The organism is Pseudomonas oleovorans subsp. oleovorans (genome assembly GCF_002197815.1).
GTDB lineage: Bacteria > Pseudomonadota > Gammaproteobacteria > Pseudomonadales > Pseudomonadaceae > Aquipseudomonas > Aquipseudomonas oleovorans.
The window spans coordinates 42,803-65,030 of the sequence record NZ_NIUB01000001.1 but is presented as its reverse complement, the minus strand read 5'-3'; the positions used below and the strand labels follow the sequence as shown (position 1 = coordinate 65,030).

Genomic DNA, 22,228 nt, shown 5'->3' with positions numbered 1-22,228 from the left:
GAAGCAGCCCCCGTAGGAGATTCAGCGATGCCCAGCCGTCGTGAGCGAGCCAATGCCATTCGTGCCCTGAGCATGGATGCCGTGCAGAAAGCCAACAGCGGCCACCCCGGTGCCCCCATGGGTATGGCGGACATCGCCGAAGTGCTGTGGCGCGACTACCTCAAGCACAACCCGAGCAACCCGAACTTCGCCGATCGTGACCGCTTCGTGCTGTCCAACGGCCATGGTTCGATGCTGATCTATTCGCTGCTGCACCTGACCGGCTACGACCTGTCCATCGACGACCTGAAGAACTTCCGTCAGCTGCACAGCAAGACCCCGGGTCACCCGGAGTACGGTTACACCCCGGGCGTCGAGACCACCACCGGCCCGCTCGGCCAGGGCATTGCCAACGCCGTCGGTTTCGCCATCGCCGAGAAGGTGCTGGGCGCGCAGTTCAACCGTGAAGGCCACCAGATCGTCGATCACAACACCTACGTGTTCCTCGGCGACGGCTGCATGATGGAAGGCATTTCCCACGAAGTCTGCTCGCTGGCCGGCACCCTGGGCCTGGGCAAACTGATCGCCTTCTATGACGACAACGGCATCTCCATCGACGGCGAGGTCGAGGGCTGGTTCACCGACGACACGCCCAAGCGCTTCGAAGCCTACGGCTGGCAGGTGATCCGCAATGTCGACGGCCATGATGCCGAAGAAATCAAGATGGCCATCGAGACCGCGCGCAAGACTACGGATCAGCCGACCCTGATCTGCTGCAAGACCACCATCGGCTTCGGTTCGCCGAACAAGCAGGGCAAGGAAGAGTGCCACGGCGCACCGCTGGGCAATGATGAAATCGCCCTGACCCGCGCCGCCCTGGGCTGGAACCATGGCCCGTTCGAAATCCCCGCCGAGATCTACGCCGAGTGGGATGCCAAAGAAGCCGGCGCTGCCGCCGAAGCCGCCTGGAACGAAAAGTTCGCCGCTTACGCCGCTGCCCATCCCGAGCTGGCTGCCGAGTTCAAGCGCCGCATGGCCGGTGAGCTGCCGGGCGATTTTGCCGAGAAGGCCAGCGCCTATATCCAAGAAGTCGCCGCCAAGGGCGAGACCATCGCCAGCCGCAAGGCCAGCCAGAACGCGCTGAATGCCTTCGGCCCGCTGCTGCCGGAATTCCTTGGCGGTTCGGCCGACCTGGCCGGCTCCAACCTGACCCTGTGGAAGGGCTGCAAGGGCGTCTCCGCCGAAGATGCCTCCGGCAACTACATATTCTACGGTGTGCGTGAGTTCGGCATGAGCGCGATCATGAACGGTATCGCCCTGCACGGCGGTTTCGTGCCGTACGGCGCGACCTTCCTGATCTTCATGGAATACGCGCGCAACGCCGTGCGCATGTCCGCGCTGATGAAGCAGCGTGTGCTGTACGTGTTCACCCACGACTCCATCGGTCTCGGCGAAGACGGCCCGACCCACCAGCCGATCGAGCAACTGGCCAGCCTGCGTGGCACGCCGAACCTCGACACCTGGCGCCCGGCCGATGCCGTGGAGTCCGCCGTGGCCTGGAAGTACGCCATCGAGCGCGCCGACGGCCCGAGCGCCCTGGTGTTCAGCCGCCAGAACCTGCCGCATCAGCCGCGTGATGCCCAGCAGCTTAGTGATATTGAACGTGGCGGTTACGTACTCAAGGACAGCGTCGGCGAGCCGGAACTGATCCTGATCGCCACCGGTTCGGAAGTCGGGCTGGCCGTTGCCGCCTACGACAAACTGACCGCCGACGGGCGCAAGGTGCGCGTGGTCTCCATGCCGTCGACCAGCGTGTTCGACCAGCAGGACGCCGCCTACAAGCAGGCCGTGCTGCCGCTGCAGGTCGGTGCGCGCATCGCCATCGAGGCCGCGCATGCCGACTTCTGGTACAAGTACGTGGGCCTGGAAGGTCGCATCATCGGCATGACCAGCTTCGGCGAGTCGGCCCCGGCTCCGGCCCTGTTCGAGCACTTCGGCTTCACCGTCGACAACATCGTCGCCACTGCCGAAGAACTGCTGGACGCCTGACCCTTCCGTAGGAGCGAGCTCTGCTCGCGAAGCTGTTTGCCTCGCGCAGGGTTCGCGAGCAGAGCTCGCTCCTACCGGGTTCCTTTTGCCTTGCGAGCGCCTATGTCACGACAACGCCCCTATCGTGTCGCCCTCAACGGTTATGGCCGCATCGGCCGTTGCGTGCTGCGCGCGCTGCACGAGCGTGGCGATTCGGCGAGTCTGGAAATCGTCGCGCTGAATGACCTGGCCGACCAGGCCAGCATCGAATACCTGACCCGCTTCGACTCCACCCACGGGCGCTTTCCCGGCGAGGTGAAGGTCGATGGCGACTGCCTGCATATAAACGGCGATTGCGTGAAGGTGCTGCGCCAGAGCGAGCCCGAGGCCATCGACTGGGCCGCGCTGGATATCGACCTGCTGCTGGAGTGTTCCGGGCAGTACGTCACCCGCGATCAGGCGCAGCGTTTCATCGACGCTGGCGCTCCGCGGGTGTTGCTGTCGCAGCCGATGGCCAGCGAGGCGGATATCGACGCCACTGTCGTCTTTGGCGTCAATCAGCAGTGCCTGAGCGGTGCCGAGCGCCTGGTGTCGAATGCGTCCTGTACCACCAACTGCGGTGTGCCGCTGTTGAAATTGCTCGATGAGGTGGTGGGTCTGGAGTACGTCTCCATTACCACCATCCACTCGGCAATGAATGACCAGCCAGTGATCGATGCCTATCACCACGAAGACCTGCGCCGCACGCGCTCGGCCTTCCAGTCGGTGATCCCGGTGTCCACCGGCCTGGCGCGCGGTATCGAGCGCCTGCTGCCGGAGCTGGCCGGGCGTATTCAGGCCAAGGCCATCCGGGTGCCGACGGTCAACGTCTCGTGCCTGGACATCACCCTGCAGACGGCGCGCGATACTTCGGCAGAAGAGATCAACCGCGTGCTGCGTCAGGCGGCGGAGAGTGGCCCGCTCAGGGGGCTGCTGGCCTACACCGAATTGCCGCACGCCAGCTGCGACTTCAACCACGACCCGCACTCGGCCATCGTCGACGGCAGCCAGACCCGCGTGTCCGGCCCGCGCCTGGTCAACCTGCTGGCCTGGTTCGACAACGAGTGGGGGTTTGCCAACCGCATGCTCGATGTCGCCGAACATTTTCTCCTACAAGCCAATCAAGCCAATCCACAAGTGAGCGAGCTAGAGCGAGACAAGGCAAAAACAGGCGAAGAAGCGCAGTTTACGAGGTGTAAATGAGCATTCTGAGCCTGTTTTTAACGCAGTATCGCCGACGCGCAGCCGCTTGTGGTTTGGCGTAACCAGCCCCCGTGAAGGACTGATTTATGACCGTTCTGAAGATGACCGACCTCGACCTCGCTGGTAAGCGCGTGTTGATCCGCGAAGACCTCAACGTCCCGGTGAAGGACGGTGTGGTCAAGAGCGACGCGCGTATCCTCGCCTCCTTGCCGACCATCAAGCTGGCGCTGGAGAAGGGCGCTGCCGTGCTGGTCTGCTCGCACCTGGGTCGCCCGGAAGAGGGCATCTACAGCGAGGAAGACAGCCTGGCGCCGGTCGCCGCCTACCTGAGCAAGGCGCTCGGTCGTGACGTGCCGCTGGTCAAGGACTACCTTGGCGGTGTCGAGGTCAAGCCCGGCGAGCTGGTGCTGCTGGAGAACGTGCGCTTCAACAAGGGTGAAAAGAAGAACACCGACGAGCTGGCCCAGCAGTACGCTGCCCTGTGCGACGTGTTCGTGATGGACGCCTTCGGAACCGCTCACCGCGCCCAGGGCTCGACCCATGGCGTGGCCAAGTTCGCCAAGGTCGCCTGCGCCGGCCCGCTGCTGGCTGCCGAGCTGGATGCCCTGGGCAAGGCGCTGGACAAGCCGGCCCGGCCGATGCTGGCCATCGTCGCCGGCTCCAAGGTGTCGACCAAGCTCGACGTGCTTAATTCCCTGGCCGATATCTGCGACTCGCTGATCGTCGGCGGCGGCATCGCCAACACCTTCCTCGCCGCTGCCGGCCTGCCGGTGGGCAAGTCGCTGTACGAGGCCGATCTGGTCGACACCGCCAAGGCCATCGCGGCCAAGGTCAGTGTGCCGCTGCCGGTGGACGTGGTGGTGGCCAAGGCCTTTGCCGAAGATGCCGAAGCAACCGTGAAAGCCGTTAGTGAAGTGGCCGAGGACGATATGATCCTGGATATCGGCCCGCAGACCGCGGCGATGTTCGCCGAAATGCTCAAGGCCTCGCAGACCATCCTGTGGAACGGCCCGGTCGGCGTGTTCGAGTTCGACCAGTTCGGCAACGGCACCAAGGCCCTGGCCCTGGCCATCGCTGAAAGCCCTGCGTTCTCCATCGCCGGCGGCGGCGATACCCTGGCGGCCATCGACAAGTACGGCGTGGCGGACAAGATTTCCTACATTTCCACCGGTGGTGGCGCCTTCCTCGAGTTTGTCGAAGGCAAGGTGCTGCCAGCGGTTGAGGTGCTGGAGCAGCGCGCACAGTGATCGCCAGCTAGGGTGAAGGGAGTCACCCTACGCCGCGGCCGATAAAACCCTGACGTGAACGGGTGGTCTGTAGAAAACCGGATCATCGTACAAGGAATCATGTCATGGACAAGTTAGCCGCTTTGAGCGTGGTTGGTATGTTGCTGGCCGGTTGTGCCGGCGCAGGAAGGGAGGCGGCCTGCGAGGTATTCAGCCCGGCGCAGATCGAAACCCCGACCACTCAGGATGATCAGCGTGTCGAGCAAAGCAGTGGTCAACCCACTGGCGCGGCACCGGAACAGCGTTGCTGACGAGGAGAAGCAATGAGCGGAATCAGACTGGCGGGGCTTGCTGTCGCCGCCACGCTGCTGGCGGCCTGCAGCAGTCAGCCGGCGGCGCCGGAGCAATGGAATCGCTGGGTATGCGACAGCCAGACCGAAGTGCTGTGGCGCTTCGCCAACGGCAGCGTCGACCAGGTGGATGTGCGCCTGGGTGGTGACGACATCGTCTATCGTCTGACTCAGGAGCCAGCTGCATCCGGCGCGCTGTACAGCGATGGGCGTCTGTCCTTCCACACCAAGGGTGAGGAAGGTCTGGTCTACTGGACCGCAACAGATGACCTTATAGGCCGTGGTTGCAAGGCTCCGTAACATCCTCGGCGACGCCGAGACGAGAGCTGCGGGCATGCCCCAGCTTCACGAAACTTGAACAACGCCTGCCCCTGCGGCAGGCTTGCACGATTAACGACCTCCAAACCGGGAGACAGAAACACCATGGCACTTATCAGCATGCGCCAGATGCTCGACCACGCCGCCGAATTCGGCTACGGCGTGCCGGCCTTCAACGTCAACAACCTCGAGCAGATGCGCGCCATCATGGAAGCCGCCGACAAGACCGATTCGCCGGTCATCGTCCAGGCCTCCGCTGGTGCCCGCAAGTACGCCGGTGCGCCGTTCCTGCGCCACCTGATCCTGGCTGCCATCGAAGAATTCCCGCACATTCCGGTGTGCATGCACCAGGACCACGGCACCAGCCCTGACGTGTGCCAGCGCTCCATCCAGCTGGGCTTTTCCTCGGTGATGATGGACGGCTCGCTGAAAGAAGACGGCAAGACCCCGGCCGATTACGACTACAACGTCCGCGTGACTCAGCAGACCGTGGCCTTCGCCCACGCCTGCGGCGTGTCCGTGGAAGGCGAGCTGGGTTGCCTGGGCAGCCTGGAAACCGGCATGGCCGGTGAAGAAGACGGCGTCGGCGCCGAGGGCGTGCTCGATCACAGCCAACTGCTGACCGACCCGGAGGAAGCCGCTGACTTCGTCAAGGCTACCCAGGTCGACGCCCTGGCCATCGCCATCGGCACCAGCCACGGCGCTTACAAGTTCACCAAGCCGCCAACCGGCGACGTGCTCTCCATCGAGCGCATCAAGGAAATCCACAAGCGCATCCCCAACACCCACCTGGTGATGCACGGTTCCTCCTCCGTTCCGCAGGAATGGCTGAAGGTGATCAACGAATTCGGCGGTGACATCAAGGAAACCTACGGTGTGCCGGTCGAGGAAATCGTCGAAGGCATCAAGCACGGCGTGCGCAAGGTCAATATCGACACCGACCTGCGTCTGGCTTCCACCGGTGCGATCCGCCGCATGATGGCCGAGCACCCGAGCGAGTTCGACCCGCGCAAGTTCTTCGCCAAGACCATCGTCGCCATGCGCGACATCTGCATCGCCCGCTACGAAGCCTTCGGCACCGCTGGCAATGCCTCCAAGATCAAGCCGATCTCCCTGGAGGGCATGTACCAGCGCTATGCCAGCGGCGAGCTGAACGCCAAGGTCAACTGAGTCTGATGCGTGACCAGGAGCCCCGCCATGTGCGGGGCTTCTGCTTTTTATGGACGGGGCTCGGCGTGAGCAACGCGGCGAGAGGTAAAACCCTGTAAAACTCCCGCAGCGTGAGGGCAGGCGGGGTGCGCCATAATTCGTGGACTGTCGTTCCGGGAAACTGCCACCCATGTCCAGCAAGCCACGTCTGTTGCTCGCTTTTCTCCTCGCCGTGTTGCTGGCCTCGCTGCTTGCCTCGATCTTCCAGACCCAGACCAATCTGGCTGCCCTGCAGGCCATCGGTGCACCGGTGCCGCTGAGTGTGCGCCTTGGCACCACCGCACTCGACCTGCTCGGGTTTACCCCGACGTTCATCCTGCTCAGCGCCCTGGGCTTTGTCTTTGCCTTACCGCTGGCCGCCTGGCTGGCGCGCCGCATGCCGGCGCTACGGTGGCTAATTTTCGTGCTGGCGGGCGCGGCAGCGATCTGGACGGCGCTGGCGCTGGCCAATGTGCTGGCACCGATGCCGACGCTGATCGCCGCCGACCGCAGCCCGTTCGGCACGCTCGGGCTGATGGCCTGCGGCAGCGTCGGTGCGCTGCTGTTCGGCCTGCTCGGTCGGCGGGTGCGCTACCGGGCGCAGCCAACTTCTTCCGATTCTCTGTGACAAGGCGTTGCCCATGTTGAGAAGTACCCGCGCGCTGATGCTTTGCGGCCTGTTCGTCAGTACGCCGCTGCTGGCCCTGGATTACCGCATCGAAACCTTCAGCGAAGGGCTGGAGAATCCCTGGGCCGTGGCCTTCCTGCCGGACGGACGCATGCTGGTCACCGAGCGTGTCGGGCGCCTGCGCATGATCGAAGCCGACGGCAGTGTCGATCCCAAGCCGGTGGCGGGCCTGCCCGAGGTCTTCATCGCTGCCCAGGCCGGACTGATGGAAGTGGCGCTGGACCCGGACTACAGCGACAACCGCTGGCTTTACCTGACTTACGCGCACGGCTCGCTGGAGGCCAACAACACGCGTCTGGCGCGTGCCCGCCTGGTGGATGACGAACTGCACGACTTCGAAGTGCTGTTCACCGCCCAGCCGCTCAAGGCCGGCGCCGCGCATTACGGTGGGCGCATCGCCTTTCTCGCCGACAAGACCCTGGTGCTGACCCTGGGCGACGGTTTCGACTGGCGTGAAGAGGCGCAGAACCCGGCCAACCACCTGGGCAAGATCGTGCGTCTGAACCGTGACGGTAGCGTACCGCAGGACAACCCGCTGCTCGGCCAGGACGGCGCGGCGCCGGAAATCTACAGCCTCGGCCACCGCAACGTGCAGGGCATCTTCTTCGATGTCGAGCACAATCGCCTGTACAGCCACGAGCACGGCCCACGCGGGGGTGATGAACTCAACCTGATCGAGGCCGGCAAAAACTATGGCTGGCCGCTGGCGACCTTCGGTATCGACTACACCGGTGCGCGCGTCAGCCCCTACACCGAGCTGCCGGGGCTGACCGCGCCACTGCTGCACTGGACACCCTCGGTAGCACCGTCGAGCCTGACCCTGTATCGCGGCGAGTTGTTCCCCGAGTGGCAGGACGACCTGTTCGCGGCCACCCTGGCCGAGCGCAGCGTACGCCGCATCCGTGTGCGCGACGGCATGCTGGCCGGTGAGGAAATCCTCTTCGAAGAGTTGGGCGAGCGGATTCGCGATGTGCGCAGTGGGCCGGATGGTGCGCTCTATCTGCTCACCGATAACCCAGAGGGGCGTCTGCTGCGTGTGGTGCCCAGCGAGTAATGCCGCATCCGTTACACTGACGGTCCAGATGAATGTGGGATCGTAGCGTTGAAGTATCTACAGGGTTATCCGGTCGCCTTGCAGCAGCAGGTTCGTCAGCTGATCACCGATGATCGGCTCGGTGACTACTTGGCGCAGCGCTATCCGGGCCGGCATGAAGTGCAGAGCGACAAGGCGCTGTATGGCTACGTGATGGCGCTCAAGCAGGAACACCTGAAGAACGCGCCGGCTATCGACAAGGTGCTCTACGACAATCGACTCGATCTCACCCACCGCGCGCTGGGCCTGCATACGGCGGTCTCGCGGGTGCAGGGCGGCAAGCTCAAGGCGAAGAAGGAAATTCGCGTTGCCTCGCTGTTTCGCGACGCCGCGCCGGCCTTCTTGCAGATGATCGTGGTGCACGAACTGGCACACCTGAAAGAGAGCGAGCACAACAAGGCCTTCTACAAGCTGTGCGACCACATGTTGCCGGGCTATGCGCAGATCGAATTCGACCTGCGCATGTACCTGACCTGGCGCGAGATGACGGCGGCCAACTGAGCAGCCGATGCGCTGACCTGTGAGCTCAGCCGTGCAGGAGCAGGTTGAGCTGGTCGACTACTTCTGCCCAGTCGGCATCTTCGAGAATTTCTTCGCGCAGCAGCGCGGCCTGCGCCGGTGTCCAGAACGGAGCATCGGACAGTTTGCAGGCATCCGGCAGCGGCGAATGGGTGCTGATGAAGGCGTTGATGCTGGCGGCATCGTCAGGCAGGCCGAGCTGCTTGAACAGGGCTGGCAGGCTGTGGATTGGATTTTCCATGGTACTGGCTCTCGCTAGACGTGTTGTTCATCGCTAATTACCAAGCTTAGCCCAGATAGTTCCGCTTACGTGGCTGCCAGCACCTCGAAAATCTGCTGGCGACTCCCTACTGGCAGGCTTATCTCGTCGCCAGGCTTCTTGCCGAGCAGCAATTTCCCGAGCGGTGCGGTATTGCCGAGCACCTGGATGGTCTGGTCGGCCAGTTGTAGTTTCATGCTGGCGCCTGGTGGGCCGAGGAACAGCCATTGTTCGTGGCCATCCTCGGCCGCAAGCTGCACCAGCACGCCGAGCTCGATACCCTGATTGATATCGAAGGGGCGCGGGCGCAGCTGACGCCAGGTGATCAGGGTCTGGCGCAGTTCTTCGACGCGGCGCGCCTGACCGCTGGCCAGGTAGGCGGCCTCCAGGCCCAGGGTGTCGTACTTGTTCTCGGCGACGTTCTCTTCATGGGTGGCCGCTTCGTGGGCGCTGAGGGCGGCGAGGCTGGCCTGTTCGAGGTCGGTCTGCAGATGGCTGAGTACGTCTTGCAGCAGCAGATTCTTGTCCATGGTGTGCTATCGGGTTCGAGTTGATGAAGAGACGACGGCCTGACGCCGATCAGGTAGGGCTTCCTGGGCGGCCTAGGGTCTGTTGCCGTTTCGCGCACGGTCGCGTCGAAACGGCAACAGACCCTAGTGTAGGAGCCCCGCCCCGGGGCGAAGCTTGCAAGTGCGTGTTGCCCTGATTCGCGGCGGGGCGCCGCTCCTACGCATTGGCTGCGTTGATACTTAACTGACGGGCACTAGGCTGCGCCCCCTGTTCAAAGGTATTGGGTGGCCAGTTGCACGCGGTTGCGACCTTCGGCCTTGGCCCGGTACATGGCGGCATCGGCCAGGCGAATCAGCATGCTGGCATCGTCGGCGCCGCGGCTCAGGGCGATGCCGATGCTGGCGCCGACGCGTACGGTACGATCTTCCAGGTACATTGGCGTGTCCAGCCCTTCCAGCAGACGTTTGGCCAGGTCGTGCGCATCTTCGGCCGATTGCACGCTCTCGCAGATCACCACGAACTCGTCACCGCCGAGGCGCGCAGGCAGATCGGTATCGCGCACGTATTGCCGCAGGCGCTGCGCCACTTCGGCCAGTGCCAGGTCGCCGTAGCCGTGGCCGTGCTGGTCGTTGATCGGTTTGAAACCGTCAAGGTCGATCAGCATCACGGCGAGCAGTTCGTTGCGGCGCTGGCTGCGCGCCAGTGCCTGCTCCAGGTGTTGTTGTAGGGCGGTACGGTTGGGCAGGCCGGTCAGTGGATCCTGCAGGGCCAGCTCACTGAGGCGCTGATTGGCCTGTTCCAGGGCCTGGGTGCGTTCGGTGACGCGCTTGGCGAGGATCTGCTCGTTGAGCTGCAGCGCGGCTTCGCGTTGGCGCTTGAGCTCGATGAGGCGCGCCGCCAGGGCGAAGGACAGCAGGATCATCTCCAGCCCCGAGCCGATCTGCATGGCGTACAGGGTAATGAAGTTCGACGGAATCAGGGCGAAGTTGCGTAGCGCCAGCAGCACCGCGCCGGTCAGCAGCATCAGCCAGGCCAGGGCGAACAGGCGAGCACCGGGCACCCGGTAGCCAATGCAGACGAAGCTGGTGACCAGCAGCGTCAGGGTGGCGATCAGGCCGGTCAGCGACATCAGCTGCAGCGCGCGCTGCAGTGGCAGCAGGACACTGGCCAAGACGGCTGCACCGATGGCGATGGACAGCATCAGCAGGCCCTTGTCCCAGCGTGGCAGCCACTGGCGGGTGTCGAGAAAGCTGCGCGCAAACACCACCGACAGCAGCGCCGCCGTCGTCAGGCTGACCGGCAGTATGCGGTTGCTCCAAGGCGCCGCTTCGGACCACAGATACTGCGCGCCAAGACCATTGAGCGACAGCACGCTGAGGGCGAAGGCGAACATGAACAGCACGTAGTTGAGGAAAGGCCGCTCGCGCAGGGCGAGAAACAGCAGCAGGTTGTACAGCCCCAGGGCGATCAGCACGCCAAAGTAGATGGCATGCGCCAGGTAGCCGTTCTGGCTGTGCTGCTCGAAATCGCGCGAAGACATCAGCGCACCGCTGAGGGTCATGCTGCCGCGCGAGTCGACGCGCAGGTACAGCGTGCGCTGCTCGCCGGGTTGCAGCGCGATCTCGAATACCGGGTTGCGATGGCCGACGCTGCGCTGCGCGTAGGGCACGGTGTCGCCGCTGCGCGACTCGCGCACGCCATCGGCGCCGATGTCGTATAGACGCACCTCGTCCAGCGAGGCGTAATTCAGTTCCAGGCGCCAGACGCGTGTTTGCTGGGCATCCGATTGCAGCGCCAGGCGCAGCCAGATCACCCCCGACACATAGCCGAAGCTGAGGTCACGGCGATTCAGCGAGGGCTGGAAAGGGGCATCGACAGCGCGAACGTCGTCCAGGCTCAGGGCGCTCTGGGGATCGGCGAGAAAGTCGACCAGGCCGTAGAGATCCTGTGCTGCGCTGCTGTCACCCAGACGTGTGCTGGCGAGGGTAATCTGGCTGGCCAAAAGCAGACTGCACACCAGCAGCAGACCCGGCAACGAGACCAGGTAGGCGAGGGTGGTGTGTCGGTTGGCTGGCATGGGCAAGGCCTGGGAGCTAGGCGTCGTCAGATAGTGGGGGAAAGCCCCATGAGCCTGCTAGTGGCGATCCTTCTGCAGATGCGCGGCCAAGGTGCGCAGTGGCGCCAACTGGCGGCAGATCAGCGCCAGTTGCGTCTGCACCAGACGTTGGCGTTCGTCGGCGTCGTCGGCAATCTGCTCCAGGCTTTGCGCCAGTGCCTGTTCTTCATCGCTGTGGATGGCCAGCGGCTGCTCGCCGCGCAGGCCGGTGGCGATTTCATCGAGGCTGCTGGCCAGCGCTTCGGCCTGTTCCAGCAATTGTGCCTGGGCCGCCTGCGGCAACTGCTCGCCACGATGGGCGCCGAGCCCGGAGAGATAGCTGAGCAGGGTGTGCGACAGCACCAGAAAGCGAAAGCCGAGGTCGGCGTCCTTACGGAAGTGGCCAGGCTCCATCAGCATGTTGCCGAGGGTGGTGGACAGTGCCGCGTCGGCGTTGTGCGCGTTGCGTCGGGCCAGGCGGTAGCCGAGGTCGTCACGCTTGCCGTGTGCGTACTGGGCGATGATCTGCCGCAGGTAGGCGCTGTTGCAGCTCAGTGTGTTCGCTAGCATGCGCCCCAGGCGTCGACCCTGCCAGTCCGGCAGGATCAGGAACACCGCCAGCCCGGCCAGCATGCCGCCGAGCAGGGTGTCGACCAGGCGCGGCAGGAACAGGCCGTAGCCGTCGCCGATCTGGTTGAAGCAGAACAGCACCAGCAGGGTGATCGCCGCCGTGGCCAGGGTGTAGCGCGTGCTGCGTGTGGCGAAGAAGGCGACGCCAGCGACCACGGCGAACAGGGCCTGGATGCGTGGGTCGGGAAACAGTTCGATCAATGCCCAGCCCAACCCCAAGCCGATCAGGGTTCCGACGATGCGCTGCACCAGCTTGAGACGCGTGGCGCCGTAGTTCGGCTGACAGACGAACAGGGTGGTCAGCAGAATCCAGTAGCCCTGGGTCGGATGAATCAGGTGCAGCAGGCCGTAACCGGCGGCCAGAGCTATGGACAGGCGCAGTGCGTGGCGAAACAGCAGCGAGGTGGGGGTCAGTTGCTGGCCGATGCGCTCGATCACCTCGCGCAACGAATGGGGTTCGCGATCGAGCAGGCTGCTGTCCTGCTCATCGGCCAGGGCGTCGGGGTTGCTGGCGTTACCGAGTAGCAGGTCGAGGCTGGCGAGGTTGCCGGCCAATGCACCGAGCGAGCGCAGCAGGCGGCGCCAGGCCGGGTTGCTTTGCAGGTGCAGGTGATCGAGCGAGGCATGCAGATCTTCCAGGGCCTGGCTGCATAGTTCGCGGTATTCGAACGGCTGGCGCAACTCGATGGCGCTGCCCAGGCGCTGGCAGGCTTCGCCGTGCAGGCGCAGCAGGCGCTGGCAGCGAAACAGCACATCGCTGTGGAAGAAGGCTTCGGCCAGTTCGTTGTAAGGGTAGTGCGACGAGCTGGCGCGTTCGTGAATGTCCTGGGCGAGGAAGTACAGCTTCAGGTAGCGATTGACCTTCGGCGCCGGCCGACCGCCACCGACCCGGTGCAGAATGATCTCCTTGGCCGCGTTGAGTGCGGAGACGACGCGGCCATTCTGTTGGGCCAACTGCAGGCGGCGTTGCTCCACATCCAGCTGGCGCACCGGTTCGAACAGCGCTGCCTTGAGCTTGAGGTACTTGCCCAGTTCGCGAAACAGCCGGGCCAGGGCGAGCTGTACCGGCTGATGGGCGAACAGCGCGTGCCAGATCACCGATAGCAGGCCGTACCAGGCGGCTCCAGCCACCAGCAGCAGCGGCTCCAGCCACAGGCCGGCGACGCCGCCGCGCTGCTCGACGCCGATCATGCTGTACACCGCGAGGATCAGGGTGCCGGAACCCAGGGTGGCGAAGCGCTCACCGAGTGCGCCGAGCATGGTCAGGCAAAAGGCGGAAAAGGCCAGGGCGATGACGAACAGCCAGGGATAGGGGAAGAGGAATTCCACCGCATAGGCCGCCGCGCTGAAGCAGGCCAGGGTGACCAGCACCGCCCCGAGGCGGCCTTGCCAGCTGTCGTCGGTCTCGGTCAGGGCGCTGGCGATGATGCCGAGAAACAGTGGGATCAGCCCATGCATCCAGCCCTGCCACCAGCACAGCGCCAGGGCTCCGGCCAGGGCGATGAATACCCGCAGGCTGGCGCTGAACTTGTCCAGTGCCCAGAGGCGGCGCAGTGATTGGCGAAGGCGAGGTCGGGGCATAGGTCGTCTGGTCGAAAAAGATCTGAGCAGCCTACCGGAACTGGCCAGCCACTGGGTATCTGTCTGCCGGCAATCTGTTTGGCCTGGCGCCTTTCGCAATTTCGTCGTCCGTCTCGCGGATAAATCTGCTCCTGCAGCGAGCAGTACATCCCCTGTAGCACATCCGCCAGCCCTGTCGGGGACCCGCTGGAGCATGGACTATGCTCAATAAAGGCCCTCCGCCACCTGTCCGGTATCACCGGGGCCTGGGAGTCGAACGTGTTGCCTGGCTGGTTGCGTCTATGTCTGTGTGCTCTGATCCTCTGCGGTTCGGTGGGGGCGAGTGCGGTGCCGGGCGCGGTGGTGCGCTTGCAGGTGGATGGGGTGATCGGCCCGGCCAGTGCCGACTACCTGGTGCGCGGTCTGGCCAAGGCGGTGGACGAGGGCGCGCAACTGGTACTGATCGAGATCGACACGCCCGGCGGCCTGGATAGCTCCATGCGCGCGATCATCAAGGCGATCCTTGCCAGCCCGATCCCGGTGGCCAGTTACGTCGCCCCAGGCGGTGCGCGGGCGGCCAGCGCCGGCACCTACATCCTCTACGCCAGCCATGTCGCTGCCATGGCGCCGGGGACCAACCTCGGCGCCGCCACGCCGGTGGCCATCGGCATGCCGGGCTCGCCGAGCAAACCAGAGGGGGCTGACAAGGGTGAGACGGACAAGCCCGCGCAAGGCGAAAAGGGCTCGGCCGATGCCATGATCGCCAAGCAGGTCAACGATGCGGCCGCCTACATTCGTGGTCTGGCGAATATGCGCGGACGCAATGCCGAGTGGGCCGAGCAGGCGGTGCGCGAAGCCGTCAGTCTGTCCGCCGAGGAGGCGCTGGAGCAGAAGGTGATCGACTTTCTGGCCAGGGACCTGAGCGACCTGCTGCGCCAGCTGGACGGCAAGTCCCTGCAAGCCGCAGGCGTCGAAGTCACCCTGGCCACCGCCGGTGCGCCGCTGATCAGCCATGCGCCGGACTGGCGCACCCGGCTGCTGGCGGTGATCACCAACCCCAGCGTGGCGCTGATCCTGATGATGATCGGCGTCTACGGCCTGTTCTTCGAGTTTTCCAACCCGGGCAGCGGCATCGGCGGCGTGCTCGGTGGCATCAGTCTGATCCTCGCCCTCTACGCCCTGCAGTTGCTGCCGGTGAACTACGCCGGGGTGGCGCTGATCCTGCTCGGCATCGACGTGCCGGGCTTCGGCATCCCGCTGGCGCTGATCGTTACCCTGGCGCTGACCAGCGCCGGGCTGATCCTGGCCATCCTCGGCATGGCGTTGAAGGCCAGGCGGCGCCAGCAGGTGGCCGGCGACAGCGGCCTGGTCGGCAGCCTAGTGGCGGTCGCCGCGGTGCAGGCCGAGGATCCTTGTCAGAACCGGCGCTGGTGCCGGTTCTGCAGCGAGCCACGGCGGGTATCTGCCAGGTCTTCGAACAGGCGCTCGAACGCGCCGTGGTCAGCGTTACAGTGGTGATGACCAACCTGGACTGCGCCTGAGCAATCCGGCGCTGGTTTTTGTTCGCTTGATTCTGGACTGATCGGTTTTTAATGGAGGTGATATGCGGGAGTTGTTCGAGCTGTGTGGCGCCGATCCTGAGCGGGTGTTTTCGCCCTACTGCTGGCGCGTACGTCTGGCGCTGGCGCACAAGGGGCTGGACTGGCAGAGCCGGCCGACACGTTTCACTGACAAGGATTTGATCGCTCTTTCCGGACAGAAGCTGGTACCGGTGCTGATCGACGAAGGTGAAACGGTGCATGACAGCCTGGCGATCTTCGCCCACCTCGATCAGCGTTATCCACAACGTCCCTTGCTCGGCCGACCGCGAGTATTTCCGCAGTAGCCGGGAGAAGGCGCTGGGCATGAGCCTGGAGGCATTCGCCGATCCACAGGACGGTGAGCGGTTGTTCCGTGAAGGCGTGGCACCGCTGGAAATGTGGCTGCGTGATCAGCCCTTCCTCGAGGGCCAGGCCCCTGGCGGCTGCGACTACCTGCTGGCTGGCATGTTGTTCTGGGCCTGGTGCCTGGGCGCGCAACCCTGGGCCGAGGATTCTGCGCTGGGCGTCTGGTTCACGCGTATCCTGCAGACGTATGAAACGACTCACGGCCTGGTCAAGCGGGCCGCGATCCACCTGGAGGAAAACCCATGATCGACCTGTACTACTGGACCACACCGAACGGCCACAAGGTCAGCATCTTTCTCGAGGAAGCCGGGCTGGACTACCGCATCGTCCCCGTGCATATCGGCAAGGGCGAGCAGTTCGCACCCGAGTTTCTCAAGATCGCACCGAACAACCGCATTCCGGCCATCGTCGATCATGCCCCGGCCGATGGCGGTGAGCCCATCGCCCTGTTCGAGTCCGGGGCGATTCTCGAGTACCTGGCCGACAAGAGCGGGCAATTCCTGCCGCGCGAGACACGCGCGCGTTTCACCGTGTTGCAGTGGCTGTACTGGCAGGTGGGCGGCGTTGGCCCGATGGCAGGGCAGAACCATCACTTCGTGCGCTACGCGCCGGAGCCGATTCCGTATGCCATCGACCGCTACGTGAAGGAAACCGCGCGCCTCTACGGCGTGCTGGACCGCCAGCTGGCCGGGCGCGACTACGTGGCGGGCGATTATTCCATCGCCGACATGGCCATCTATCCCTGGGCCAAGCTGTGGAAGATGCAGCAACAGAAACTGGAGGACTTCCCCAACATGGCTGCCTGGCTCGAACGCATTGATGCACGCCCCGCGGTGCAGCGTGCCTACGCGCTGGTAGAACAGGTGAACGCCGATCCGCAGGCCTTGCTCACCGCAGAGGCGCGGCGCCTGCTGTTCGGGCAGTGACGGACGGACGAAATTTATCGTGGAATTTCCTGTGAGCTGGCTCATGCTTTCCTAGACTTCAGACTGTTGGCTCGCAATGGTTGGAGATGGTTATGCGAATCGGCATACCCAAGGAAATCAAGAACCACGAGTACCGAGTCGGCCCACGCCACAGTCGGTGGCCGAGCTGACGGCGCTCGGTCATGAGGTGTGGGTCGAAACCCATGCCGGTGCGGCCATCGGTTTTGCCGACGAGGATTACCTGGAGGCCGGCGCGCAGATCGCCAAGAGTTCGTCCGAGGTGTTCCAGCAGGGGCAGTTGATCGCCAAGGTCAAGGAGCCCCTGGCGGTGGAGCGCGCCAGGTTGCGAGCCGACCACACGCTGTTTACCTGCCTGCACCTGGCGCCGGATCGGGCGCAGACCGAAGAGCTGATGGTCAGCGGCGCCACCTGTATCGCCTACGAGACGGTGACCGATGCGCAGGGCCGCCTGCCTTTGTTGGTGCCGATGTCACGGTGTTGGACAAGAGCGTCGATGCGTTGCGCCGGCTCGATGCCCTGTACGGCAATCGCATCACCACGTTCTACTCCACTCGCGCGGCGGTGCGCGAGCAGGTGTTGGCGGCCGATCTGGTGATTGGCGGGGTGCTGATTCCCGGTGCGGCCACGCCCAAGCTGATCACTGCGGACATGGTGCGGCAGATGAAGGCCGGCGCAGTGTTGGTGGATGTCGCCATCGACCAGGGCGGATGCGCCGAGACTTCCCGCGCCACTACCCATGCCGAGCCCACTTATGTGGTCGATGATGTGGTGCACTATTGCGTGGCCAACATGCCCGGCGCGGTGGCGCGTACCTCGACCCTGGCGCTGAACAACGCGACCCTGCCGTTCGTCGTGGCGCTCGCCCAGAAGGGCACACACCGCGCCTTGCAGGATGATGCGCATCTGCTGAACGGGCTCAACGTGGCCAGGGGTGTGATCACCTGCGGCAGCGTGGCCGAGGCCCACGGCTTGCCCTTTCAATCGGCCGCCGGAGTGCTGGAACATCTGTCATAGCGTATCGCGGGGCCGCCTGGACCACGCTACGGAGGAAAAAGACCATGTCCAGCCGTCGTCATCTCCTCTTCGCCGCTGGCGGCGCGTTGCTGGTCAGCCCGGCACTGGCGCTGGCCGAGCGGTTGCTGACGCCGCGCCAGACGCTGGGCCCCTTCTACCCCGACCAACTGCTGCTGGATCGTGACAACGACCTGGTGCGGGTCGACGGTCAGGCCGCAGAGGCGCGCGGGATTCGCGTGCAACTGCACGGTTCGATCCTCGATGCGGGCGGCCGGCCACTGGCTGGGGCGCTGGTGGAAATCTGGCAAGTGGATGCCAACGGTATCTATTTGCACAGTCGCGGCGGTGACCGCCAGAGGCTCGACCCCGGGTTCCAGGGGTATGGCCGTTTCACCACGGCGGCCGATGGGCGCTACCGTTTTCGCACCATTCGCCCGGTGCCCTATCCCGGCCGTACCCCGCATATCCATCTGGCGGTGACCCTGCCCGGCATACCGCGTTTCGCCACGCAGTGTTATGTCCACGGCGAGCTGCTCAATCAGCGCGATGGCCTGCTCAACGCCATCCGCGACCCACGCTTGCGCGAACTGCTGGTCGTGCCCTTCGTACCGGTGAGCGGGCAGAGCGACGAGCAGATCGCCCGCTTCGATGTGGGGCTCGGCATCACCCCGAGCTTCTGAATGGCGGATTACAACGGCCAGATCCACAGCAGCATGGGCACACTGATCAGCGCTACGAGGATTTCCAGTGGCAGGCCCAGGCGCCAGTAGTCGCCAAAGCGGAAACCGCCAGGGCTGAGGATCAGGGTGTTGTTCTGGTGGCCAATGGGCGTGAGGAACGAGCAGGAGGCGCCGATGGCCACGGCCATCAACAGCGAGTCCGGGCTGACGCCGAGCTGGCTGGCGGCGCTTAGCGCGATGGGGCATACACCGCCGCCGTCGCCGCGTTGTTCATGACGTCCGCCAGGGTCATGGTCACCACCAGCAACAGGGTGATGATGGCGTTGCCCTGTGCCAGATTCTCCATCGGCAGGCGTGCCAGCAGATCGGCTGCGCCCGTGGCGGACATCGTACCGGCCACCGGCATCAATAGTCACGCAGCGGCGTCGTGCCTGTGATTGCAGCTTTGCATCTGCTGTCAAGGCAGAGTCTGCGCCGCGTCGGCAGTTCCCGCTGCACCGTTAAATGGGGCGCAATATTTAAGCCTCAGACGTATTGCGCGGCGGCGTAGCCCGACGCCCAGGCCCACTGGAAGTTAAAGCCGCCCAGGTGGCCGGTGACGTCGAGCACTTCGCCGATGAAATACAACCCCGGTACCTTGAGCGACTCCAGGGTCTTGGATGACACCTCGTCGGTATTCACCCCGCCCAGGGTCACTTCCGCCGTGCGGTAGCCTTCGGTGCCAGCCGGCACCAATTGCCAGTCGGACAGGCGCTCGGCAATCGTCTTGAGCTCGCCGGGCGTGTACTGCTTGAGCGGCTTGTTGCTGAACCAGCTGTCGACCAGCAGGGTCGCCATCTTCTTGGTGAACAGCTCGGCCAGCAGGGTTTTCAGCTCACTGTTGCCACGTTCGCGCTGCTGGGTGGCCAGCCATTCGGGCAGGTCGATATGTGGCAGCAGGTCGATATGTACGGTATCGCCCGGCTGCCAGTAGGACGAGATCTGCAGGATCGCCGGGCCGGACAGGCCGCGGTGGGTGAAGAGGATGTTCTCGACGAAACTCTGGCCATTGCAGCTCACCCGGCAGTCCTCCACCGAGGTTCCGGAAAGCTCCGTGCACAGCGTCTTGAGCTGCGGCTCGGTGATGGTGAAAGGCACCAGCCCGGCGCGGGTCGGCAGCAATTCGTGACCGAATTGCCTGGCTACCTGATAGCCGAAGCCGGTGGCGCCGAGGGTCGGGATCGACAGCCCGCCAGTGGCGATCACCAGCGACTGGCAGGCCACTTCGCCGAGGTCGCTTTGCAGCAGGAAGCCGCCTGCGGTTTTTTCGATGCTGTGTACTGCCGTGTCCAGGCGGATCTGTGCCCCGGCCTCGGCACATTCGGCCAGCAGCAATTCGAGGATGTCGCTGGACTTGTTATCGCAGAACAGCTGGCCAAGCTTCTTCTCGTGGTAGGGCACGCCGTGCTTGGCCACCAGGCCGATGAAGTCCCACTGGGTGAAGCGCGCCAGGGCAGACTTGCAGAAGTGCGGGTTGCCGGAAAGGAAGTTGCTCGGCTCGCAGTACAGGTTGGTGAAGTTGCAGCGCCCACCACCGGACATGAGGATCTTCTTGCCGGCCTTGTTGGCATGGTCGAGCACCAGCACGCGGCGGCCACGGGCTGCGGCGGTGGCTGCGCACATCAGGCCGGCGGCGCCTGCGCCGATGATCAGTACGTCGGTTTGCAACACGAAATGTCCTCAGGTGAATCGCTGACGCAGCGAGCGCTGCGCGAAAACCGCTGAAGTTTACCCGAACGCTCTGGGCCGACGCTTCTGTCGCCGTGCGGCAGGCAAGCGTATAACGCCCACCTGACTGTCTCAGATATGAGACAGTGACGAGCGGCGTTGTGCCTGCTATCACTAGAATTGATCATTTCGGATGGACCGCCACCAATGCCCGCAGTGCGTGCCTGGCTATTGCTCTTGCTGCTGTCGCCGGCACTGGCCTCGGCCGAGCTGTTGCGCCTGGTGGCCGACCCCTGGCCGCCGTTCAACGATCAACGGTTGCTCGGCAAAGGTCTGGCCAGTGATCTGGTGGAGCAGGCGCTCGCCCGTGCCGGCTACACCACCAGCTACGTGGAGGCGCCCTGGGAGCGCGCGGTGCTGGGGCTCAAGCGTGGCGATTACGATGTACTGATCAACGCCTGGTACAGCGCCGATCGCAGCGAGTATGGCTATTTCTCCCAGCCCTATCTGGTCAACCGTATCCGCTTCATGCGGCGCAAAGGGAGCGACATTCAGTTCGAGACCCTGGCCGATCTCTACCCGCACAACATCGCGGTGGTTAGGGGCTATGCCTATTCCAGGGAATTCGATAGCGATCCGCAGTTGCTCAAGGTTGGTGTCGGCAGTTTCGAAATCGCCGCGCGGATGCTGCATGCCGGGCGCGTGCAGCTGGCGCTGGAAGATGAGCTGGTCGCGCGCCACCTGCTCGCTAACAAGCTGAGTGCCATCCGCGATGAACTGGAGTTCCTGCCGCTGCCCTTGAGCGAGAACGGCCTGCATATCCTGGTGCGGCGAAGTCTGGCCCAGCATCGCGACATTGCCAGGCGTTTCGATGCGGCGATTCAGGCCATGAGCGACGACGGCAGCTATGCCGCGACGCTGCAGCGCCACAGCCCCTGATCAGGCCAGTACGGTGCGGGCACGACCCTGTTGCTTGGCCCGGTACAGGCGAATGTCGGCTTCATGCAGCAGGCTTTCCAGGTCCTCGGGTTCACCCTGATAGAGGCCCGCGCTGAACGATAGCGCGGGCGCGCCGACGGCGTAATGCAGGCCGGCGCACTGTCGGCGCAGTTTATCCAGTGCCTGAGCCACATGATCCGCGCCATGCAGGGTCAGCAGGGCAAATTCCTCACCGCCCAGGCGGCCCAGCAGCATGTCGGGGCAGGCATTGCTTATGGCCCGGGCGAACACCACCAGAGCGCTGTCGCCGCTGGCGTGACCGAAGCCATCGTTGATCTGCTTGAAGTGGTCGAGATCGAGCATCGCCACGCTGACCTGGCGATTTTCCCGTTGCGCCTTCTGCAGTATCTGCATGCCTTGTTCGTAGAAGGCGCGGCGGTTGTTCAGGCCGGTCAGGGCATCGAACTGCGCGGCCTTCTTCAGTGCGCGCAACAGGTCGCGTCGCTCCAGGGTCGACATTACCCGGCAGTTTAGCTCTTCAGGGCAGAAGGGTTTGCGCAGGAAGTCGTCGGCGCCGTGCTTGATGAACTGCGCACTGAGCGAGCCCTTGGGGTCGGCGGACACGCCGATGATGATCAGGTCATTGAGGCGCAGCTTCTGGCGCAGCAGCTTGACCAGCTCGAAGCCGCTGACGCCTGGCATGGCGTGATCGAGTACCAGCAGGTCGAGATCCGGGTGTTGATTGAGCTGGCGCAGGGTTTCCTTGCCGTCACTGGCCTCGATGATCTGGTAGTGGTGCGGCTCGAGGATGTGGCGAATGTAGTGACGCTGCGCCGCAGAGTCGTCGGCGATGAGAATCTTGATATGGCTGTTGTGATCGAGCCGGTGCAGCAGGCGGAAGGCGTACTCGTAGGAATGCTGGCTTTCCTTGAGCACGTAATCGACCACGCCCTTCATCAGCAGCTCGTCGCGGCGCTGCTCGTTGTAGCTGCCGCTGAGCACGATGCACGGCAGGTGGTAGCGCATCACCAGATCGACGCTTTCGCCGTCCGGTGCGTCCGGCAGGTGCAGGTCGACGATGGCCGCGAAGAACAGCGCCGCAGAGGTCTCCAGCATGACTTCCGCTTCTGCCAGTGAGGCACAGAAGATCGGTTCCAGATCGGTTTCCTGGCGGAACAGATGCTCGAGGATCTTCAGTACCAGTGGGCTGTCTTCAATGACCAGAATATTGCGCATGGGTAACTCCGGCCCAGGCCTTTTGATGCTTTATATCAGCCTAAGAGCCTGTTCGCGATCTTGCGAGCCAGAGC

Annotated in this window: 23 protein-coding genes and 1 pseudogene; 16 read left to right on the top strand and 8 right to left on the bottom strand. The window is 64.2% G+C overall.

Going from position 1 to position 22,228, the window contains the following annotated elements:
* Positions 1 to 27 precede the first annotated feature (27 nt).
* From tkt to PSOLE_RS00280, 9 genes are all read left to right on the top strand, one after another.
* Positions 28 to 2,028: a transketolase gene (gene tkt / locus PSOLE_RS00320; RefSeq protein WP_074855207.1), complete on the top strand. Its 2,001-nt coding sequence runs from the start codon at positions 28 to 30 to the stop codon at positions 2,026 to 2,028.
* 102 nt (positions 2,029 to 2,130) lie between these two features.
* Entirely contained in the window at positions 2,131 to 3,249 is a 1,119-nt protein-coding gene (gene epd / locus PSOLE_RS00315; protein ID WP_074855208.1) for an erythrose-4-phosphate dehydrogenase, read from the top strand.
* A gap of 86 nt (positions 3,250 to 3,335) precedes the next feature.
* On the top strand, positions 3,336 to 4,496 hold the full coding sequence (locus PSOLE_RS00310; protein ID WP_074855209.1) for a phosphoglycerate kinase: 1,161 nt from the start codon (positions 3,336 to 3,338) through the stop codon (positions 4,494 to 4,496).
* A gap of 104 nt (positions 4,497 to 4,600) precedes the next feature.
* Positions 4,601 to 4,786 (top strand): hypothetical protein, encoded by a 186-nt coding sequence (locus PSOLE_RS00305; protein ID WP_074855210.1) that lies wholly within the window; start codon positions 4,601 to 4,603, stop codon positions 4,784 to 4,786.
* A 12-nt stretch (positions 4,787 to 4,798) separates the two neighbouring features.
* Positions 4,799 to 5,125, top strand: coding sequence for an MliC family protein (locus PSOLE_RS00300; protein WP_074855211.1), 327 nt, complete (start codon positions 4,799 to 4,801; stop codon positions 5,123 to 5,125).
* A gap of 123 nt (positions 5,126 to 5,248) precedes the next feature.
* Positions 5,249 to 6,313, top strand: coding sequence for a class II fructose-bisphosphate aldolase (fba, locus tag PSOLE_RS00295; protein WP_074855212.1), 1,065 nt, complete (start codon positions 5,249 to 5,251; stop codon positions 6,311 to 6,313).
* Between the two features lie 169 nt (positions 6,314 to 6,482).
* Positions 6,483 to 6,959, top strand: coding sequence for a hypothetical protein (locus tag PSOLE_RS00290; protein WP_074855213.1), 477 nt, complete (start codon positions 6,483 to 6,485; stop codon positions 6,957 to 6,959).
* A gap of 13 nt (positions 6,960 to 6,972) precedes the next feature.
* Positions 6,973 to 8,073: a PQQ-dependent sugar dehydrogenase gene (locus tag PSOLE_RS00285; RefSeq protein ID WP_074855214.1), complete on the top strand. Its 1,101-nt coding sequence runs from the start codon at positions 6,973 to 6,975 to the stop codon at positions 8,071 to 8,073.
* Between the two features lie 39 nt (positions 8,074 to 8,112).
* Positions 8,113 to 8,613, top strand: a complete 501-nt coding sequence (locus PSOLE_RS00280; RefSeq protein ID WP_169713322.1) for a YgjP-like metallopeptidase domain-containing protein — start codon at positions 8,113 to 8,115, stop codon at positions 8,611 to 8,613.
* Between the two features lie 25 nt (positions 8,614 to 8,638).
* On the opposite strand, the gene PSOLE_RS00275 is transcribed toward PSOLE_RS00280, so the two are convergent.
* From PSOLE_RS00275 to yccS, 4 genes are all read right to left on the bottom strand, one after another.
* Positions 8,639 to 8,872 carry a DUF2789 domain-containing protein gene (locus tag PSOLE_RS00275; protein ID WP_074855216.1) on the bottom strand — a complete coding sequence of 78 codons (234 nt, stop codon included), beginning with the start codon at positions 8,870 to 8,872 and terminating at the stop codon, positions 8,639 to 8,641.
* A 65-nt stretch (positions 8,873 to 8,937) separates the two neighbouring features.
* On the bottom strand, positions 8,938 to 9,420 hold the full coding sequence (locus tag PSOLE_RS00270) for a GreA/GreB family elongation factor (protein WP_003458873.1): 483 nt from the start codon (positions 9,418 to 9,420) through the stop codon (positions 8,938 to 8,940).
* A 251-nt stretch (positions 9,421 to 9,671) separates the two neighbouring features.
* A complete protein-coding gene (locus PSOLE_RS00265) occupies positions 9,672 to 11,477 on the bottom strand; it encodes a diguanylate cyclase (protein ID WP_003458875.1) in 1,806 nt (601 codons plus the stop codon).
* A 57-nt stretch (positions 11,478 to 11,534) separates the two neighbouring features.
* A complete protein-coding gene (yccS, locus tag PSOLE_RS00260) occupies positions 11,535 to 13,706 on the bottom strand; it encodes a YccS family putative transporter (RefSeq protein ID WP_074855217.1) in 2,172 nt (723 codons plus the stop codon).
* A 261-nt stretch (positions 13,707 to 13,967) separates the two neighbouring features.
* On the opposite strand from yccS, the gene PSOLE_RS00255 reads away from it, so the two are divergent.
* The 6 genes and pseudogenes from PSOLE_RS00255 to PSOLE_RS00235 all read left to right on the top strand — a co-directional run bounded on the left by PSOLE_RS00255 (position 13,968) and on the right by PSOLE_RS00235 (position 18,272).
* Complete coding sequence (locus tag PSOLE_RS00255) at positions 13,968 to 15,203, top strand: NfeD family protein (protein WP_242408919.1); 1,236 nt, start codon at positions 13,968 to 13,970, stop codon at positions 15,201 to 15,203.
* Positions 15,204 to 15,288: 85 nt separating this feature from the next.
* The gene (locus tag PSOLE_RS24470) at positions 15,289 to 15,570 is read left to right on the top strand and encodes a glutathione S-transferase N-terminal domain-containing protein (protein WP_003458880.1); all 282 of its coding nucleotides are present in this window, start codon (positions 15,289 to 15,291) and stop codon (positions 15,568 to 15,570) included.
* Positions 15,485 to 15,877, top strand: a complete 393-nt coding sequence (locus PSOLE_RS24465; RefSeq protein ID WP_003458882.1) for a glutathione S-transferase family protein — start codon at positions 15,485 to 15,487, stop codon at positions 15,875 to 15,877. The genes PSOLE_RS24470 and PSOLE_RS24465 overlap by 86 nt, the downstream gene beginning before the upstream one ends.
* Complete coding sequence (locus PSOLE_RS00245) at positions 15,874 to 16,557, top strand: glutathione S-transferase N-terminal domain-containing protein (protein ID WP_003458883.1); 684 nt, start codon at positions 15,874 to 15,876, stop codon at positions 16,555 to 16,557. Before PSOLE_RS24465 ends, PSOLE_RS00245 begins: the two co-directional genes overlap by 4 nt.
* Before the next feature lie 92 nt (positions 16,558 to 16,649).
* Positions 16,650 to 17,592 (top strand): annotated as a pseudogene (locus PSOLE_RS00240) (alanine dehydrogenase).
* Positions 17,593 to 17,636: 44 nt separating this feature from the next.
* Entirely contained in the window at positions 17,637 to 18,272 is a 636-nt protein-coding gene (locus PSOLE_RS00235; protein WP_074855218.1) for a dioxygenase family protein, read from the top strand.
* An 8-nt stretch (positions 18,273 to 18,280) separates the two neighbouring features.
* Here the strand turns inward: PSOLE_RS00235 and PSOLE_RS25080 are convergent, their stop codons facing one another.
* The 3 genes from PSOLE_RS25080 to PSOLE_RS00225 all read right to left on the bottom strand — a co-directional run bounded on the left by PSOLE_RS25080 (position 18,281) and on the right by PSOLE_RS00225 (position 19,982).
* Positions 18,281 to 18,460, bottom strand: a complete 180-nt coding sequence (locus tag PSOLE_RS25080; RefSeq protein ID WP_039964269.1) for an anion permease — start codon at positions 18,458 to 18,460, stop codon at positions 18,281 to 18,283.
* A 41-nt stretch (positions 18,461 to 18,501) separates the two neighbouring features.
* Positions 18,502 to 18,660, bottom strand: coding sequence for a hypothetical protein (locus tag PSOLE_RS25075; protein WP_371254501.1), 159 nt, complete (start codon positions 18,658 to 18,660; stop codon positions 18,502 to 18,504).
* Positions 18,661 to 18,797: 137 nt separating this feature from the next.
* Positions 18,798 to 19,982, bottom strand: a complete 1,185-nt coding sequence (locus PSOLE_RS00225; protein ID WP_003458894.1) for a BaiN/RdsA family NAD(P)/FAD-dependent oxidoreductase — start codon at positions 19,980 to 19,982, stop codon at positions 18,798 to 18,800.
* Positions 19,983 to 20,186: 204 nt separating this feature from the next.
* Between PSOLE_RS00225 and PSOLE_RS00220 the strand changes: the two genes are divergently transcribed.
* Positions 20,187 to 20,918, top strand: coding sequence for a substrate-binding periplasmic protein (locus PSOLE_RS00220; protein WP_003458895.1), 732 nt, complete (start codon positions 20,187 to 20,189; stop codon positions 20,916 to 20,918).
* On the opposite strand, the gene PSOLE_RS00215 is transcribed toward PSOLE_RS00220, so the two are convergent.
* Entirely contained in the window at positions 20,919 to 22,154 is a 1,236-nt protein-coding gene (locus PSOLE_RS00215; protein ID WP_074855219.1) for a GGDEF domain-containing response regulator, read from the bottom strand.
* Positions 22,155 to 22,228: the final 74 nt, after the last annotated feature.